General features: G+C 62.5%; 15 protein-coding genes. 12 read left to right on the top strand and 3 right to left on the bottom strand.

The features are described 5' to 3' along the window. Positions 1 to 237: 237 nt before the first annotated feature. The gene (locus AC07OV_RS03165) at positions 238 to 1,041 is read left to right on the top strand and encodes a M949_RS01915 family surface polysaccharide biosynthesis protein (protein ID WP_178920167.1); all 804 of its coding nucleotides are present in this window, start codon (positions 238 to 240) and stop codon (positions 1,039 to 1,041) included. 115 nt (positions 1,042 to 1,156) lie between these two features. After that, on the top strand, positions 1,157 to 2,071 hold the full coding sequence (locus AC07OV_RS03160) for a site-specific integrase (protein WP_495091523.1): 915 nt from the start codon (positions 1,157 to 1,159) through the stop codon (positions 2,069 to 2,071). Between the two features lie 6 nt (positions 2,072 to 2,077). Here AC07OV_RS03160 and AC07OV_RS03155 read toward each other — a convergent pair whose 3' ends face one another. Continuing rightward, positions 2,078 to 2,344 carry a DUF2790 domain-containing protein gene (locus tag AC07OV_RS03155; protein ID WP_495091522.1) on the bottom strand — a complete coding sequence of 89 codons (267 nt, stop codon included), beginning with the start codon at positions 2,342 to 2,344 and terminating at the stop codon, positions 2,078 to 2,080. 201 nt (positions 2,345 to 2,545) lie between these two features. On the opposite strand from AC07OV_RS03155, the gene AC07OV_RS03150 reads away from it, so the two are divergent. The 8 genes from AC07OV_RS03150 (at position 2,546) to AC07OV_RS03115 (ending at position 9,813) form a co-directional block, all read left to right on the top strand. Further along, a complete protein-coding gene (locus tag AC07OV_RS03150) occupies positions 2,546 to 3,307 on the top strand; it encodes a GntR family transcriptional regulator (protein ID WP_494995785.1) in 762 nt (253 codons plus the stop codon). Then, on the top strand, positions 3,304 to 5,025 hold the full coding sequence (locus tag AC07OV_RS03145; protein ID WP_495091521.1) for a fumarate reductase/succinate dehydrogenase flavoprotein subunit: 1,722 nt from the start codon (positions 3,304 to 3,306) through the stop codon (positions 5,023 to 5,025). Before AC07OV_RS03150 ends, AC07OV_RS03145 begins: the two co-directional genes overlap by 4 nt. Before the next feature lie 168 nt (positions 5,026 to 5,193). Next, positions 5,194 to 5,439, top strand: a complete 246-nt coding sequence (locus AC07OV_RS03140) for a 4Fe-4S dicluster domain-containing protein (protein ID WP_028616162.1) — start codon at positions 5,194 to 5,196, stop codon at positions 5,437 to 5,439. Positions 5,440 to 5,558: 119 nt separating this feature from the next. After that, complete coding sequence (locus AC07OV_RS03135) at positions 5,559 to 6,965, top strand: ABC transporter substrate-binding protein (RefSeq protein ID WP_495091520.1); 1,407 nt, start codon at positions 5,559 to 5,561, stop codon at positions 6,963 to 6,965. 13 nt (positions 6,966 to 6,978) lie between these two features. Further along, positions 6,979 to 7,761: an ABC transporter permease gene (locus tag AC07OV_RS03130; protein ID WP_495091519.1), complete on the top strand. Its 783-nt coding sequence runs from the start codon at positions 6,979 to 6,981 to the stop codon at positions 7,759 to 7,761. Further along, positions 7,761 to 8,591: an ABC transporter ATP-binding protein gene (locus tag AC07OV_RS03125; RefSeq protein ID WP_176996103.1), complete on the top strand. Its 831-nt coding sequence runs from the start codon at positions 7,761 to 7,763 to the stop codon at positions 8,589 to 8,591. Before AC07OV_RS03130 ends, AC07OV_RS03125 begins: the two co-directional genes overlap by 1 nt. Then, positions 8,588 to 9,532, top strand: coding sequence for a HEAT repeat domain-containing protein (locus AC07OV_RS03120; protein ID WP_495091518.1), 945 nt, complete (start codon positions 8,588 to 8,590; stop codon positions 9,530 to 9,532). Before AC07OV_RS03125 ends, AC07OV_RS03120 begins: the two co-directional genes overlap by 4 nt. Further along, on the top strand, positions 9,529 to 9,813 hold the full coding sequence (locus AC07OV_RS03115; protein ID WP_176996105.1) for a DUF971 domain-containing protein: 285 nt from the start codon (positions 9,529 to 9,531) through the stop codon (positions 9,811 to 9,813). Before AC07OV_RS03120 ends, AC07OV_RS03115 begins: the two co-directional genes overlap by 4 nt. On the opposite strand, the gene AC07OV_RS03110 is transcribed toward AC07OV_RS03115, so the two are convergent. Next, complete coding sequence (locus AC07OV_RS03110; protein WP_494995778.1) at positions 9,810 to 10,682, bottom strand: LysR family transcriptional regulator; 873 nt, start codon at positions 10,680 to 10,682, stop codon at positions 9,810 to 9,812. The genes AC07OV_RS03115 and AC07OV_RS03110 overlap by 4 nt on opposite strands. A 178-nt stretch (positions 10,683 to 10,860) precedes the next feature. On the opposite strand from AC07OV_RS03110, the gene AC07OV_RS03105 reads away from it, so the two are divergent. Together AC07OV_RS03105 and AC07OV_RS03100 are read left to right on the top strand one after the other, a co-directional pair. Further along, entirely contained in the window at positions 10,861 to 12,624 is a 1,764-nt protein-coding gene (locus AC07OV_RS03105) for a methyl-accepting chemotaxis protein (RefSeq protein ID WP_495091517.1), read from the top strand. A gap of 3 nt (positions 12,625 to 12,627) precedes the next feature. Then, positions 12,628 to 14,643 (top strand): putative bifunctional diguanylate cyclase/phosphodiesterase, encoded by a 2,016-nt coding sequence (locus tag AC07OV_RS03100; protein ID WP_495091516.1) that lies wholly within the window; start codon positions 12,628 to 12,630, stop codon positions 14,641 to 14,643. Here AC07OV_RS03100 and AC07OV_RS03095 read toward each other — a convergent pair. Beyond that, positions 14,570 to 15,790: a multidrug effflux MFS transporter gene (locus AC07OV_RS03095; RefSeq protein WP_176996109.1), complete on the bottom strand. Its 1,221-nt coding sequence runs from the start codon at positions 15,788 to 15,790 to the stop codon at positions 14,570 to 14,572. The genes AC07OV_RS03100 and AC07OV_RS03095 overlap by 74 nt on opposite strands. Positions 15,791 to 15,815 lie beyond the last annotated feature (25 nt).

Genomic DNA, 15,815 nt, shown 5'->3' with positions numbered 1-15,815 from the left:
CAGAGATTAAGCGGAAAAATGTTGAACGAATATGAAAGGCTGATGAAAAACTCGTTTATTTGACAGGTAGACAGCTAGGGTTCAGCTAAGTGACTGACGCGCCAACGGATACTGTTTGCGGGCAAAAACCCAGGGTTTTCCCTAGCGTGTGGAGCGCTCCCCGGTTTATTCAACAATCTTCTCTGCATTGGCCTTCAAGTGCCGGTAAAGTAAGCCATCTCTTGCCAGGGTACTCGGATGAATAGCGTGCAGCTTTTGCGCGGCCAGTTGCGGCCGGCGTTGATGGGATTGTTGATGGCCGTTGCGTGCGTCACCACCGTGCGGGCCGATGACGGCGTGGCACTGACCAGCATCGACCAGGTGCCGGACGGCGTGGAAGTCCGTGGCAAGCAGGTCGCGGCGTACACCTGGGACGACCATCAGGGCAAGAACCTGCTGGTGCTCGCCGAGCAAGTCAGCGAGCGCGACGATGACGGCACCCAGTCAGCGTTTGTCTACGCGGCGCAATACCTGCTGAGCGGCGACCATCCCAAGCGCGTCTGGATGCTCTACGACGATGTGCAACACTGCCAGTTCGATGCGTCATTGCGCTTTGACATGGCTGCCACCAAGGTCACCGACCTGTCCGGCGACGGCATCACCCAGGCCACGGTGGGTTATTCACGCACCTGCACCAGCGATGTCAGCCCCAACGAATTCAAGTTGATCATGCACGTGGGCAAGTCCCAGAAGTACCGACTGCGCGGCGTCGACCGCGTGGGCGCCAGTTGGTGGGACGAGGAGGCGGGGGCCCTGCGCGGCATGCCGCTGCCCAAGGATTGCAGCGTGGCGGCGCAACAGGCGTTGGTCAGCCAGTACAAGGAGCAGGGCACCGAATTGCCGCTGCCGGGTTGCTACAGCGAAGAGAAGGATTTCGCCAAGGCACCGGAGGGTTACCTCACGTTCATGCGCCAGCATTGGTTCGCACTGATGCAAAAACAGGACGCTGACTGGAGCCAGTCCCAGGCCCAGCCACAGGACCCGACCGACGACGAAGAGTAAGCCGTGATTTTGTGCCAGGGCTGATCGTGGGGTAGACTCGGCTCTCGCCAATTCACTAAATATCTCTATTAAACAAAGGCTTGTTAGAGGTATTTAATCCAAAGGCTGATCTACCTTGACTGAGTCTATCCGCAACCCACTGACCCTTTACCTCACCCGCCTGGCGCCCTCCAGCCAGCTGACCATGCGCTACGTGCTGCAAGATGCGGCCGACCGCCTGGGCTTTGAAGACATCAACCTTGAAGACATCGACTGGCATTTGCTGCAGCCGGAGCATGTGATTGCCCTGGTAGCCGCGCTGCGTGAGGACGGCTATGCGCCGAACACCTCGTCGCTGTACGTGAACGCGGTGCGCGGCGTGATGAACGAAGCGTGGCGGATGAGCCTGATCAGCCAGGATCACTTATTGAAGATGCGCTCGGTCAAGGCAGCTCCCGGCACGCGTCTGGGCCAGGGCCGCAACCTGCGCCGTACGCTGATCCGCGAAATGATGGCAGTGTGCGCTGCCGACCCGCGCCCCCAAGGCCTGCGCGATGCTGCGGTGATCGGCATCCTCTATGGCTCGGGCATGCGCAAGTCGGAATCGGTCAACCTGGACCTGGCCCAGGTCAACTTTGAAGAACGCAGCCTGCGGGTGACCGGCAAGGGCAACAAGGAATTGATCAAGTATGCGCCGGCCTGGGCCTTTGAAAAGCTGCAGGCCTGGCTGGCGTTTCGTCGCGAGCAGCTCAAGGAAGGCGAGCAAGACGATGCATTCCTGTTCAATCGCATTCGCCGGGGCAGCCACATCACCCGCGAGCGCATCACCAAGCACGCGATCTACTACATCGCCCGCCAACGCGGCGAACAGGTGGGGGTGAAGATCATGCCTCACGATTTTCGCCGCTCGTTCATCACGCGGGTGATCGAAGAGCATGACCTGTCGATTGCGCAGAAACTGGCGCATCACACCAACATCCAGACCACCGCCAGCTATGACGTGCGTGAGGATAACGAGCGGCGCCGCGCAGTCGACCGCTTTGACCTGTAGCGCGGATCAACCGTGCTGGCAGGCGTCGCCGACGCGCACATAGTCCAGCTCATGGCGCACGCCCTGGCTGTCCACGTACACCACGTGGCCCTTGACCGGCCCGCAAGCGGTCGACGCTGCGCTGGTGTTGCGCACGGCCTTGGCGATATCCAGGTCTTCGGAATAATCATCGACCTGGGTGGCCGGCGCATTCGCCCCGGGAGCGGGCGCGTCCTGGGCGGCAGCGAAGGTGCTGAACAGGCTCAGCACAGCAGCAATAAGCACATAACGCATGATGACCTCCAGCACCGAACGGTGACGGCTTGACTGTGGTCGCCATTCTATAAAGCCCGCCTGCGCGTCAGAAGGCATTGCGGCCGATACCGGACATCAGCCAAAACAATAGAAGTTTAAGCTTATGCATAAACGGTATTTCCATGGCGATGCTTAGGCTTCTTAAGATCACGTCATAACTCGTTATGACAAGTGACCTTGATGAACGAACCCGCCGTTGCCTTATCCCCACTGTCCAGTATTCCCCTGCATGCGCAACTGCGTGATTTGTTGCGCAGCGGCATCCTGGATGGCCAATACGCCCCCAATACGCAAATGCCGTCCGAAGCCGAATTGGGCGCGCGCTTCAAGGTCAGTCGGATCACCGTGCGCCAGGCCTTGGGCGACCTGCAGAAAGAAGGGCTGATCTTCAAGATTCACGGCAAAGGCACCTTCGTGTCCAAACCCAAGGCCTACCAGAACGTCAGCACCCTGCAAGGCTTGGCGGAATCCATGACCGAACGCGGCTATGAAGTGATCAACCGCCTGCGCAGTTTTCGCTTTGTAGCAGCCGACAAGCACGTGGCCGAGCGCCTGGGCCTGGAGGAGGGCACCACGGTTGCGCAAATCAAGCGGGTGCGCCTGATCAACCGCGAGCCGGTGTCCCTGGAAATCACCTACCTCAACCAGGCATTGGGCGAACGCCTGGAAAAAGCCGACCTGGTGACCCGCGACATCTTCCTGATCCTGGAAAACGACTGCGGCCTGCAACTGGGCCATGCCGATGTCGCCATTGATGCAGTCCTGGCCGACAGCGACCTGACCCAGGCGCTGAATGTGGAGCCCGGTTCGCCGATCATGCACATCGAGCGCCTGACCCACACCGCCGATGGCCAGCCCGTGGACTTCGAGCACCTGTATTACCGTGGCGATGCGTTCCAGTACCGCCTGCGCATCGACCGCGAGCGAGGAGCCCGCCCATGAGCCGCCAGACCCTGGAACTGGAATACGACATCGTGGTGATCGGTGGCGGCACGGCCGGCCCCATGGCGGCGATCAAGGCCAAGGAGGCCAACCGCGACCTGCGCGTGCTGCTGATCGACAAGGCCAACGTGAAGCGCAGCGGCGCGATCAGCATGGGCATGGATGGGCTGAACAACGCGATCATCCCGGGCCACTCAACGCCCGAGCAGTACACCAAGGAAATCACCATCGCCAACGACGGCATCGTCAACCAGGCCGCGGTGTATGCCTACGCCACCCACAGTTTTGAAACCATCGAGCAACTGGACCGCTGGGGCGTGAAGTTCGAGAAGGACGAGACGGGCGACTACGCAGTGAAGAAGGTCCACCACATGGGCGCCTATGTGCTGCCCATGCCCGAAGGCCATGACATCAAAAAAGTCCTGTACCGCCAGCTCAAGCGCGCACGGGTGAACATCACCAATCGCCTGGTGTGCACGCGCCTGCTGACCGACAGCGAAGGCGCGGTCAATGGGGTGATGGGCTTTGACTGCCGCACGGCGGACTTCCAGGTGATCAAGGCCAAGGCGGTGATCCTCTGCTGCGGCGCGGCCGGCCGCCTGGGCCTGCCGTCTTCGGGCTACCTGATGGGCACCTATGAAAACCCCACCAACGCCGGCGACGGCTACGCGATGGCCTACCACGCCGGGGCGGAGCTGGCGAACCTGGAATGTTTCCAGATCAACCCGCTGATCAAGGACTACAACGGCCCTGCCTGCGCCTACGTCACCGGCCCATTGGGCGGCTACACCGCCAACAACAAAGGTGAGCGCTTCATTGAGTGCGACTACTGGAGCGGCCAGATGATGTGGGAGTTCCACCAGGAGCTGGAAAGCGGCAACGGCCCGGTGTTCTTGAAGCTCGACCACCTGGCCGAGGAAACCATCCAGAACATCGAACAGATCCTGCACAGCAACGAGCGGCCCAGCCGAGGCCAGTTCCACGCTAACCGGGGCACGGATTACCGCAGCGACATGGTGGAAATGCACATTTCCGAGATCGGCTTTTGCAGCGGGCATTCGGCCTCCGGCGTGTGGGTCAACGAACGGGCGGAAACCTCGGTAAAAGGTCTGTATTCGGCGGGCGACATGGCGGCGGTGCCGCACAACTACATGCTCGGCGCGTTTACCTATGGCTGGTTCGCCGGCACCAATGCGGCGCAGTACGTGGCCGAGCGTGAGTTCAGTGCGGTCAGCGCCGAACAGGTCGCCGCCGAACAAGACCGTGTGTACGCGCCGCTGGACCGCGACACCGGGCTGCCACCGGCCCAGGTGGAATACAAGCTGCGTCGCTTCGTGAATGACTACCTGCAACCGCCCAAGGTCACCCGCAAGATGGAGATCGGCCTGCAGCGCTTTGGAGATATCCAGCGCGACCTGGACCAGATGAAGGCCCACAACCCTCACGAACTGATGCGCGCCATGGAAACCAGCGTGATCCGCGACTGCGCCGAAATGGCCGCTCGCGCCTCGCTGTACCGCGCCGAAAGCCGCTGGGGGCTGTACCACCACCGGGTCGATCACCCGCTGCGCAATGACGCCGACTGGTTTTGCCATTGCCACCTGAAAAAGGGCGAAAACGGGCAGATGGTCAGCTTCAAGAAGCCGGTAGAGCCCTACGTAATCCCCCTGGACGCCGACGAACTGCAAGCCTACGACCGCCTACGCGTCACCTTGTAGTGAGCGGGCTCGCCCCGCGCCGCGGTGTGTCAGGTAAAGGTGGGGCGCCTGGTACGCCGCCGCGCGGGGCAAGCCCGCTCACTACAGGACGAGGCGCGCGGCAGGTTTAGAGGCACAAGCATTGAAATAACGCATAGAGAGTGCCAAAGGCACCCAGGACACCGTGAAATGGCCTATCAGCCCCAGGAAATATTCTTTCGCTCCAACGCGCCGGTGACGATCGACGAAGACAAGTGCATCGCCGAAAAGGGCTGCACCGTGTGCGTCGACGTGTGCCCCATGGACCTGCTGGCAATCAACCCGGCCACGCAGAAGGCCTACATGGCCTTCGATGAGTGCTGGTACTGCATGCCCTGCGAGAAGGATTGCCCCACCGGCGCCGTCAAGGTCGAGATCCCGTACCTGCTGCGCTGAGTGTGTTGATTCAAAGCCATCCGCCTACACCGGACGCCCACGCTGCACCCCCTCGTTTCCCACCGTGCCCGATCACGGCGGAGACGATCCTATAACCATGATTCGAGGGGAAATACCCAATGTTCTTGCGCGCAACCATTGCCAGCCTGGTGCTGGCCTCCCTGAGCCTGTCCGTGCAGGCCCAGACCATCCGGGTGGCCATCGGCACCCAGGACACCACCATCAACTGCGCCGCCGGCGGCCTGCTGATCCGCGAACTGGGGCTGCTGGACAAGTACTTGCCCCACGACGGCCAGTACAAGGACGCCACCTACGATATCCAGTGGAAGAACTTCACCAGCGGTGCGCCACTGACCAATGAAATGGTCGCCGGCAAACTCGACTTCGGCGCCATGGCCGACTTCCCCGGGGCGTTCAACGGCGTGGCGTATGAAACGGCGGGCAAGCACAGCCTGTTTATCAGCGTGCTGTCGGGCAACATCAAGGGCAGCGGCAATGGCATCGTGGTGCCAGCGACGTCTTCGGCCCAGTCCCTGGCAGACCTCAAGGGCAAGACCATCTCCGTACCCTTCGCCTCCACGGCCCACGGCATGCTGCTGCGTGCCGTGGCTGCCCAGGGCTGGGACCCGCTCAAGGACGTGAACATCATCGCCCAGGCGCCCGAAGTCGCCGGGTCGGCGTTGCAAGCTGACAAGATCGACGCCCACGCCGACTTTGTGCCGTTTGCCGAGTTGTTCCCCAACCGTGGTTTTGCCCGCAAGATCTACGACGGCTCACAATCCAACACCCCGACCTTCCACGGCGCCCTGGTGGATGAAAGCTATGCGCGCCAGTACCCCGAAGTGGTGGTCGCCTACCTGCGCGCGAGTATCGAAGCCAATCAATTACTCGCCGCTGAGCCTGAGAAGTACAGCGAGCTGATCGAAAAAGTCACCGGCGTCGAAGCCGAGGTTAACTACCTGTTCCACGGGCCGCTGGGCGTGCAAACCCGTGACCTCAGCTGGAAACCGGAATACCGCCAGGCCGTGGGCACCGCCATCGACACCCTCAAGCTGCTGAAAAAGGCTGACCGCGGCCTGGACCTCAACACCTTCATTGACGACCAGTACATCCGCGCCGCCTTCAAGGCGTCGGGCCTGGATTATCAAGCGCAACTGGCCAACTACGCCCAGGCGCCGCTCAAGGCCAACGACGCGCTCACGGGCAAGCCCATCACCGACTGGACCCACGTCGCGCAGATCTGGGTCAAGGGTGAGCCCAAGGTGCGCGACTACGCCTCGGCTGAAGCGGCGTTCAGCGCACTGGCCAGCTTGAAAAAAGACGGCAAGGCCGTGCGTGCGGTGTACGCCCAGGCCCAGGACAGCGGCATCAAGCTGCTGGCCAGCCAGGCCTGGTTTGCCAGTGATCGCCAGGGCAAGTTGAGTGCCTTCCTGCTCAAGGGCCAGGCGCAGCAATTTGCTGACGCCCAGGGCGGCCAGGTGTTTGACTTCACCCGTGCCGGCGCCCAAGCCGTGGCCGGTCGCTGACAGGAACATGCCCATGCCGACTGCTGCTTATCGCTGGTTGCCCCGTGCCAGCTCGTTGCTGGTGTGCCTGCTGTTCTGGCAACTCGCTGCCAGCCATCACTGGAACCTGTGGCTGGTGACCTTCGCCAATGTACCCACGCCTGGCGCTGTGCTGGAGGCGACGCTGGCCCTGGTGGACTCGGGCAAGCTGGCCCGGCACCTGGGCGCCAGCCTGGGCCGGGTGTTTGAAGGTTACCTGGTGGCGGTGCTGGTGGGCGTCGGGCTGGGGATCGCCATTGGCCGCTGGAAATGGGCCGAGGATGTCTTGCTGCCACCGCTGGAAGTGATCCGTCCGATTCCTGCAGTGGCGTGGATTCCCCTGGCGATCCTGATGTTCCCGTCGTCGGAAATGTCGATGGTGTTCATCACCTTTACCGGCGCGCTGTTTCCGATCCTGCTCAACACCGTACATGGCGTTGAGGGGGTCGACCCTCGATTGATCGCCTCGGCGCGCAGCCTTGGGGCAGGGCGCGGCGCCATTTTGCGCGAAGTGATCGTGCCGGGCGCTGCGCCGAGCATCATCACTGGCCTGGCCATTGGCATGGGCACGTCGTGGTTCTGCCTGGTGACGGCCGAGATGATCTCGGGGCAGTTCGGCATCGGTTACTACACCTGGGAGTCATACACCTTGCAAAACTATGCCGACATCGTGGTCGGCATGTTGTTGATCGGTGTACTGGGCATGGGCAGCAGTTGGCTGGTCAAGCGCCTGGGCGCGACATTCACCCCTTGGCATCGCCTGCGAGGTAAAGCCTGATGGAAGGTCGTATAGCAATCAGCGGGTTGTCCATTGTGCTGGGCGAAAAGGCCCAAGCGTTCGAGGCGGTCAAGGCACTTGATTGCAGCATCGAGCCGGGCCAGTTCGTGTGCATCCTGGGGCCGTCGGGCTGCGGCAAGTCCACGTTGCTTGGCGCGCTGGCGGGCCACCTGGTGCCGAGCCAGGGCACCTTGCACATGGACGGGCAGGCGGTGTCCGGGCCGTCCCAGCAGCGCGGCATGGTGTTTCAGCAACACACGCTGTTCCCGTGGCGCAGTGTGCGTGAGAACGTCGCGTTCGGCCTGAAGATGCGTGGGGTCGGCAAGGCCGAGCGATTGGCGGCGGCGGATGAAATCCTCGCGCTGGTGGGGCTGCAGGGCTTTGCCGAGCGCTGGCCGAATCAATTGTCGGGCGGCATGCAGCAACGGGTGGAAATCGCTCGGGTGCTGATCAATCGCCCGCGCCTGTTGCTGATGGATGAACCGTTTGGCGCGCTGGACGCGCTGACACGCATGAAGATGCAGGCCTTGCTGCTGGATATCTGGACGCAGATCCGCACCACCGTGGTGTTTGTCACCCATGACATTGATGAAGCGCTGTTCCTGGCCGACCGTATCCTGGTAATGAGCCCGCGCCCGGGCCGCATTATCGAAGACTTCGCCCTGGACTTCCCGCGCCCGCGCCACACCGGGCTGATGACCACCCCTGAATTTACCCACCTCAAGCGCCACTGCCTGGAACTGCTGCACCACGAAGAGGGACGCCAGTTGCCCCGGTTGAACCCGCTTGGGTTGCCCATTGATCATTCCATACCGCGATTTGCCATATGACCTATAACCCCGAAATAGAAGCCCTGCGCCCACGCTTGCAGGCGCCCGACGCTGCCATGCGGCGCATTGCCTTGATCGACCTGGCCGACCTGGAAGAACCCGACGGCTTGGCGTGGCTGGTGGACAGCCTGCGCCAGGACCCCGCCGTGGAAGTGCGCGCCCAAGCGGCCGCTTTGCTGGAGGCCTGGGAAGAGGATGAGGTGGTGCAGGCACTGTGCGAGGCGCTGACCGATGCGGAACCTGCGGTGCGCGAGGCGGCCGCGCAAAGCTTGAGCGTCTTGAAGACGCCCGAGGCAGGCACGCTGTTGTTGCCCTGGACCGAACACGCTGACGTGAGTGTGCGCACGGCGATCTTCCGTGCCTTGCGCGAGTTGCGCCTGGAGGCCGCCGCGCCCTCGGCGTTGCGGGCGCTGGCGGACGCCGATGCGGGTATCCGCCGCGAAGCCGTGGGCGTGCTCGGGTGGCTCAAGCACCTGCCTGCCTTAGAGGCGTTGGCCAGATTGGCCAGCAGCGACTCGGACACCGAAGTACGCCGCGCGGCCACCGGCGCCCTCGGCCTGGCCAGCGATGAGCAGGTGTTGCCAGCGCTGTACCAGGCCCTGCTGGACCCGGCCTGGCAAGTACGTGAAGAGGCAGCGACCACCCTGGGCAAAGTCGGCAGTCACAACGCCGGCGAGGCACTGGTTGCCGCATTGAGCGATGAATACTGGCAAGTGCGCTTGCGGGCCACCCGCAGCCTGGGGCGGTTGCGCTATGCGCCGGCGCTCGACGCACTCGTCCAGGCGTTGGGCCACAGCATCAGCAACCTGCGCAAGGAAGCGGCGTTGTCATTGGGTGAGTTGGGCGACCGCCAGGCGTTGAGTGCCCTGCGGGATGCCGCCGACGACGCCGACCCGGAAGTGCGCAAGGCCGTGCGGATCGCCCTGGCGCAACTGCAATGACCGCCGCCCCCAGCGGGATTGGCAAAGGCGCGGACGGGCGATTGCGCCTGGAATGGGCCGACCGCACCCAGTGGATCGATCACGCCCGGTTGCGCCGTGAATGCCCGTGCTCGCAATGCCGGGCGTTCCGCTTGCGTGGCAGCCAGCCAAGGGTGTCGGATGCAGTGCGTGTGCTGCAGATTCACCCGCAGGGTTACGGCGTGCAGCTGGTGTTCAGCGACGGGCACGAGCGCGGCATCTATCCGTGGGCGTACCTGGCCGGCATGGGCAGCGACGCCTAGCGCAGCCGGCAGATACCGGCCTTGTCGATCAAGTGGTCGAGCACGGCCAGGGCGGCCATCGACAGGGACTTGCGGTTCGGGTACACCGCATAGAACCCCTCGGTGGGCAGGTAGTATTCCGGCAGCACGCGTATCAGGTCCTTTTGATCGAATTGGGTGGTCACGTTGTTCAACAGGGCAATTCCCAGGCCCTGGTGGGCCGCATTGATCAGGCCCAGCATCGAGTCCGAAGAAAACCGGCCACGAATCGGCACGCTGTGGGTTTCATCGCCACGCATCAGCGTCAGCAGGTTCTCGTGGGTCTTGCCCAGGTACTGCAAATGTTCGTGGCCCATCAAGTCATCCAGGGTGTGCGGCGTGCCTTGCCTGGCCAAGTAGTGCGTGCTGGCATATAAGCCCAGGGTCACGTCGCGCAACTTGTGTATGACATAACTGGTTTTTTCAGGTTTACCCACGCGCAGCAGCAGGTCGATACCTTCTTCGGTCAAGTTGGGTTCTATGTCGGAGACGATGAGTTCCAGTTCGATCACCGGGTACTTGTCGAGAAAGACCTGCAAGAAGTTAGTGTCAGAGTATTCAAAGAAACTGGTGGACACATGCACCCGAACTTTGCCACGGGGTTCGCCGTCCATGTGTTTGATGGAGTCTATCGCGGCATGAAGTGCGTCGATATTAGTGCAACTGTGCTGGTATAAGCGCTCGCCGGCTGCCGTGCAGCGCAGGGCCCGGGTGGAACGAAACAACAGCGGCGTGCCCATCATTTGCTCCAGGCTGGCCAGGCGCCGGCCCAGGGTATTGGCGGGCATGTCCAGCTTTTTGCTGGCCAGCGCCAGGCTGCCGCTGCGCACGATTTGAACAAAGATAGCCACATCATCCAGCATAACGACCCTAGGCGCCCACATGAGCGAAATACGTATGACGCCAAGCAGTACGCTATAGCGGAATTAGTTGTGATTAGTGCTGTTTCGAGCGGCGCGATAGTACGGTTTGAGTGACTAATAATAAATACCTAAATATGGATTTCAGTCCTCCATATTTGGATTTTTCATGTTTCGTTTATTCTTTGTTCAGCCAATGATATTGTGCGATGGCATTTTGACTCATCGCCAAGTAACAGCCTGGTTGTTTATCGAGCAAAGTGCTCCATTAAATTTAATCTGCCCCCAGACGCTATCGCACACCTGCGAGGCGTCGGCGTTTCTGCGCGCCGAGCAAACGGGTGCAATGAGGTTGTTATATATGTCGCGTGGATTCGCCCTGGAACATCTGACTGTGCGCCGCAAGCTTGGCTTGGGGTTTGGTTTGCTTTTGGCATTCGCGGTGCTACTGGCACTGACCGGGTTGTACGCTTTGCGCAGCGACGGCCAATCGCTCAAGCGCATCAACCGGTTGGGCAACCTGTTCGACCAGACCGTGTTCTCCCGTGACGCCAACTTTGTGTATGCCCTGACCGCAGACGCCACCCAATTGACCCGACACGATGCCAGCCTTGGGCAGATGGAAAAGTTGCTCGCCGGGATCGTCGCCGATGTGCACGCCGGGCAGTGGCCCCAGGAAGACCTGGCCAAGATCCGGCGCCTGGATGACAAGCTGCGTGCCTACATGAAAGCCCATGACGCGGTGGAAGCCGGCGTCGACGTGGGCCCCACGGTACTCAAATTGAACGCCGCCCTGGCCACGCTGCAAGATGAAATCAACGTGCTCTACGACGTAGAAGCCGTGCGCGCCAAGCGGCGCGTCGAAGCGGTGGTGATCGTCCTCGGTTCGCTGACGCTGTTGGCCCTGCTGTTCGGCGGGTTGCTTGCCTGGCGCATCGGCCGGCAGATTGTGGCGCCACTGCAACAGACCCTCGAGGCGGCCGAGCGCATCGCCAATGGCGACCTGACCGTGGAACTGCACAGCGAGCGTGCCGACGAACTGGGCCAGTTGCTGCGTTCGATCAACCACATGAGCCACCGCCTGCGCGACGTAATGGCCCAGATCGGCAGCAGTTCCCATCGCCTGGCCGCATCCGCCAGCCAGTTTGCCGCGATCACCGTGCAAACCCGCGCCGGTATCCACAGCCAGAAAACCGAGACCGACCAGGTCGCCACCGCCATGACCGAAATGACCGCCACCGTGCTGGAAGTGGCGCGCAATTCCGAGCAGGCCGCCCAGGCTGCCAAGCAAGCCGACACCCAGGCCAGCAGCGCCTTGCAGGTGTCGCAGCAAGCGGTGGAGCAGATTGAAACCCTGGCCCGGGACGTGGGCATGTCGGCCGAGTCGATGACCCGCTTGTATAAAGAGAGCGAACGTATCGGCGGCGTGCTCGATGTGATCAAGACCGTGGCCGGGCAAACCAACCTGCTGGCGCTGAACGCGGCCATCGAAGCGGCAAGGGCAGGGGAGGCGGGCCGTGGTTTTGCGGTGGTCGCCGACGAGGTACGCAGCCTGGCCAAGCGCACCCAGCAATCCTCCGAAGAAATCGAGAGCCTGATTGCCGGGCTGCAACGCATTGCCGAAGAAAGCTCGCGACGCATGCAGGCCAGTGTGGTGCAGACCCAGTCCACGGTGATCGGCGTGCGCGACACTGGTGAGGCGCTGGCGACCATCACCCGGCAGGTGGCGGGTATCCAGCACATGAGCCTGTTGATCGCCACCGCAGCGGAAGAGCAGACCAGTGTGGCCGACACTATCCACCGCAGCGTCATGACCGTGCGCGAAGTGGCAGACCAATCGGCACAGGCCAGCGCGGAGATGGCCGATTCCAGCGTGGACTTGGCACAGCTGGGCGGCGAACTGCAGAACCTGGTCAAGCGGTTCAAGGTGTAACCCATGGCAGAGGCGCTCGAACACCTCAGTTGGCTGTTGCCCGACGATGCACCCGTGCGCAGGCATCGGCTGCGTGCCTTGTCCCGGCTGGGCAAGGTGTCCCTCAGTTTTGTGCTGATTCACTTGCTGGTGACCCTGTTGTTTACCGTCAGCGGTTACCGCTTCAAGGCGGCGGCCGATGACGCGCTGCTGGGCACGCGCCTGAGCGCCATTGTGCAGGCGCTGCCAGTGGTGATCGGCGATGACTACTTGGGCGAACTGCTGGGTGAAGGACCTTTCGATGAACCTCGCTACCAGGCGATGTTGCAGCGCCTGGACGGCTACGCCAAAAAAGCCGGGGTGGATTCCATCTACGTGCTCACCCAGCGCGAGGGCCACACGCTGTTCGTGATGGATTCGGCGAATGCCGCCGAGATCGCCAGCGGGCGCTACGGCCAACACCTGAGCCGCTATGACAGCGCGCCGCCGGAACTTGACCAGGTGTTTGCACAGCGCCGCAGCCAGTTTGTGGAATACAGCGACCAGTTCGGCGATTTTCGCTCGCTGTTCCTGCCCATCAGAGGCCCACACGGCAGCCAGTTGGTGCTGGGCGCGGACGTCAGCCTTGAGGCAATCAAGGCCGAACGCCGGGCGTGCCTGCTGCTGTTCCTCGGCATTGGCCTGACCACCTTTGTGCTGGGTTTGCTGGTGATTGCCAGCCGCGAGTTGCGCATCTCCGAGCTGGCGTTTGAAGACCCGCTGACCGGGCTGCCCAACCGCACGCGGTTCATCATGGACGTCAACCGGGCTATCGCCGCTGGCCATCGGCCGTTGTCGGGGCTGACCGTGGCGATTTTCGACATCTGCGACGTCAAGCGCATCAATGCGCTCTACGGCTACGGCGATGGCAACCTGCTGCTGCAAGGCGTGGCAAGACGGCTGGCGGCGGTGCTGGGGGAGGGGGAGTTGCTGGCGCGGCTGCCGTCGGACGGCTTTGCCCTGCTGCTGCGCTGCGACCAGGACATCTGCCTGGCGCGGCTGGCACGCACCTTGGACAAACCGTTCCGGCTTGGCGGCCAGCACGCGGTGATGGTCAAGGCGCGCCTGGGGCTGGCGCGCTACCCGATCCACGGGCGCAGTGTGCAGGACTTGCTGTGTTACGCCGAGGTGGCGCTGGATGCCGCCCGCAACCAGGCGGTGAGCCATGTGTTCTATGACCCGGAACTGGAACAACGGCGCCTGCAGTCGATGGCGTTGCTGGACGATTTCGACCAGGCCATCGAGGCCGGTGAATTGCGCGTGTTCCTGCAGCCCAAGGCGCGTTTGAGTGATGGCCATATCGGCGCAGCGGAAGCGTTGGTGCGCTGGGAGCACCCACGCCTGGGCCTGATTGCGCCGGGGGTGTTCTTGCCGATCATCGAGGACAACGGTCGGATCTGCGCCCTGAGCCTGTGGCTGTTGCGCGAGTGCATGCAGTTGAGCCGGGCGTGTGACCTGCGCATCAGCGTCAACTTGAGTGTGCAGGATTTGGAGTCGCCGACGTTCCCCGCCCAGGCTGAGGCCTTGCTGGCCCAGACCGGCGCCGATGCGGCGCAGTTGTGCCTGGAGATCACCGAGTCCAGTGCCATGCGCAACCCTGAGCAAGCGCTGGTGACGCTGACCCAGTTGCGCCAGTTGGGGTTCTCGCTGGCGATTGACGACTTTGGCACCGGCTATTCATCGCTGGCTTACTTGTCACGGCTACCGGTGGACGAGTTGAAGATCGATCGATCGTTCATCACCCAGTTGCACCAGCCCGAGCAACAGGAAATCGTGCGGGCCATTATTCAATTGGGCCTGATCATGAACCTGCGGCTGGTGGCCGAAGGGGTCGAAGACCGGCAGGTGTGCACGCTGCTGGCCAGCTTCGGTTGCCATGAAGTCCAGGGTTACGTAATCGCCCGGCCCATGCCGGCCCAGGTGTTTCTCACTTGGCTGGCGGTACGTGCGGGGCATTGGACGCCAGATGCGCTGGCAGACGGCGCAAGGTCCACAGCGTAACCAGCATCGCCGCGAGGGCACACAGCGCAATGCCCACCACCATCGGTGCCGGGGTGTGGTCGGCAAACACGCCGACCAGCGTCATGGACGCGGCCGCGGTGATCATCTGGATCGCGCCCAGCAGGGCCGATGCCGAACCGGCCACGGCACCGTGATCTTCCAGGGACAACACACCGGCCGCCGGCAACAGCAGGCCGAGAAAACCGAAGCCGATAAACAGCAGGGTCATCATCACGGCCAGGCTGTTGCCCCACACCAGGGTGACAGCCAACACCGCCATCACCGCCGCCACGGCCATCACCGAGCTGCGGATCACCCGCGCCAGGCCAAAGCGCGCACTCAGGCGCGCCGTGAGTTGGCTCATGGCAAAGAACGACGCGGCGTTGAGGGCGAAGCACAGGCTGAACTGGGTGGGCGTGAGGCCGTAGTATTCGATGTACACGAACGGCGCACTGCCGATGAACACAAAGAAAGTGGCCAGGCCAAACCCGCTGACTACCGCCAGCCCGATAAACACCGGGTCGCGCAGCAAGGCGCCGTAGCTGCCGATGGCCGTGCCGAGGGTCTTGCCCAGGCGCCGCTCGGCCGGATGGGTTTCGGGCAACTGCACGGCGGTCATGACCAAACACAGCACCGCCACCACAGCCAGTGCCACAAACACTTCACGCCAACTCCACAGCGAAATCACCACACTGCCGGCCAACGGCGCGAGGATCGGAGACACGCTCATTACCAGCATCAACAACGCCATGAGGCGCGCGGCTTCATGGCCGGTGTACAGGTCGCGCACAATCGCCCGGGGAATCACCATCCCGGCACACGCGCCGAAGGCCTGCAGGGCGCGGAAACCGATCAGCACTTCAATGTTGGGTGCCAATGCGCAGCCGACACTGGCCACGGCAAAAATCACCAGCCCCGCATAAATCGGCAGCTTGCGCCCGAACACATCACTGATCGGCCCGTAGAACAATTGGCACACGCCGATGACCATGAAGAACACCGTCAGGCTCATCTGCACGGCGGCCGGCGAAGCCTGCAGGCTGGCGCCCAGGGTGGGCAGGGCGGGGAGGTAGCTGTCGATGGCGAAGGGGCCGATGGCGGTGATCAACCCCAGGAGCAGGGCGAGGTGGGCGATGCTTCGAGACATGGGATATCCGGGGCAGGGCGACAAA

The sequence above is a fragment of the Pseudomonas sp. GW821-FHT09A09 genome, from assembly GCF_059418405.1.
This window is presented reverse-complemented; position numbering and strand designations above follow the sequence as displayed.

Bases quoted from the DNA above. Each gene is read 5' to 3' on its own strand.
- AC07OV_RS03165 (WP_178920167.1), top strand. From the start codon at position 238: ATGAATAGCGTGCAGCTTTTGCGCGGCCAGTTGCGGCCGGCGTTGATG.
- AC07OV_RS03155 (WP_495091522.1), bottom strand. From the start codon at position 2,344: ATGCGTTATGTGCTTATTGCTGCTGTGCTGAGCCTGTTCAGCACCTTC.
- AC07OV_RS03150 (WP_494995785.1), top strand. From the start codon at position 2,546: ATGAACGAACCCGCCGTTGCCTTATCCCCACTGTCCAGTATTCCCCTG.
- AC07OV_RS03145 (WP_495091521.1), top strand. From the start codon at position 3,304: ATGAGCCGCCAGACCCTGGAACTGGAATACGACATCGTGGTGATCGGT.
- AC07OV_RS03140 (WP_028616162.1), top strand. From the start codon at position 5,194: ATGGCCTATCAGCCCCAGGAAATATTCTTTCGCTCCAACGCGCCGGTG.
- AC07OV_RS03135 (WP_495091520.1), top strand. From the start codon at position 5,559: ATGTTCTTGCGCGCAACCATTGCCAGCCTGGTGCTGGCCTCCCTGAGC.
- AC07OV_RS03130 (WP_495091519.1), top strand. From the start codon at position 6,979: ATGCCGACTGCTGCTTATCGCTGGTTGCCCCGTGCCAGCTCGTTGCTG.
- AC07OV_RS03125 (WP_176996103.1), top strand. From the start codon at position 7,761: ATGGAAGGTCGTATAGCAATCAGCGGGTTGTCCATTGTGCTGGGCGAA.
- AC07OV_RS03120 (WP_495091518.1), top strand. From the start codon at position 8,588: ATGACCTATAACCCCGAAATAGAAGCCCTGCGCCCACGCTTGCAGGCG.
- AC07OV_RS03115 (WP_176996105.1), top strand. From the start codon at position 9,529: ATGACCGCCGCCCCCAGCGGGATTGGCAAAGGCGCGGACGGGCGATTG.
- AC07OV_RS03105 (WP_495091517.1), top strand. From the start codon at position 10,861: ATGTTTCGTTTATTCTTTGTTCAGCCAATGATATTGTGCGATGGCATT.
- AC07OV_RS03100 (WP_495091516.1), top strand. From the start codon at position 12,628: ATGGCAGAGGCGCTCGAACACCTCAGTTGGCTGTTGCCCGACGATGCA.
- AC07OV_RS03095 (WP_176996109.1), bottom strand. From the start codon at position 15,790: ATGTCTCGAAGCATCGCCCACCTCGCCCTGCTCCTGGGGTTGATCACC.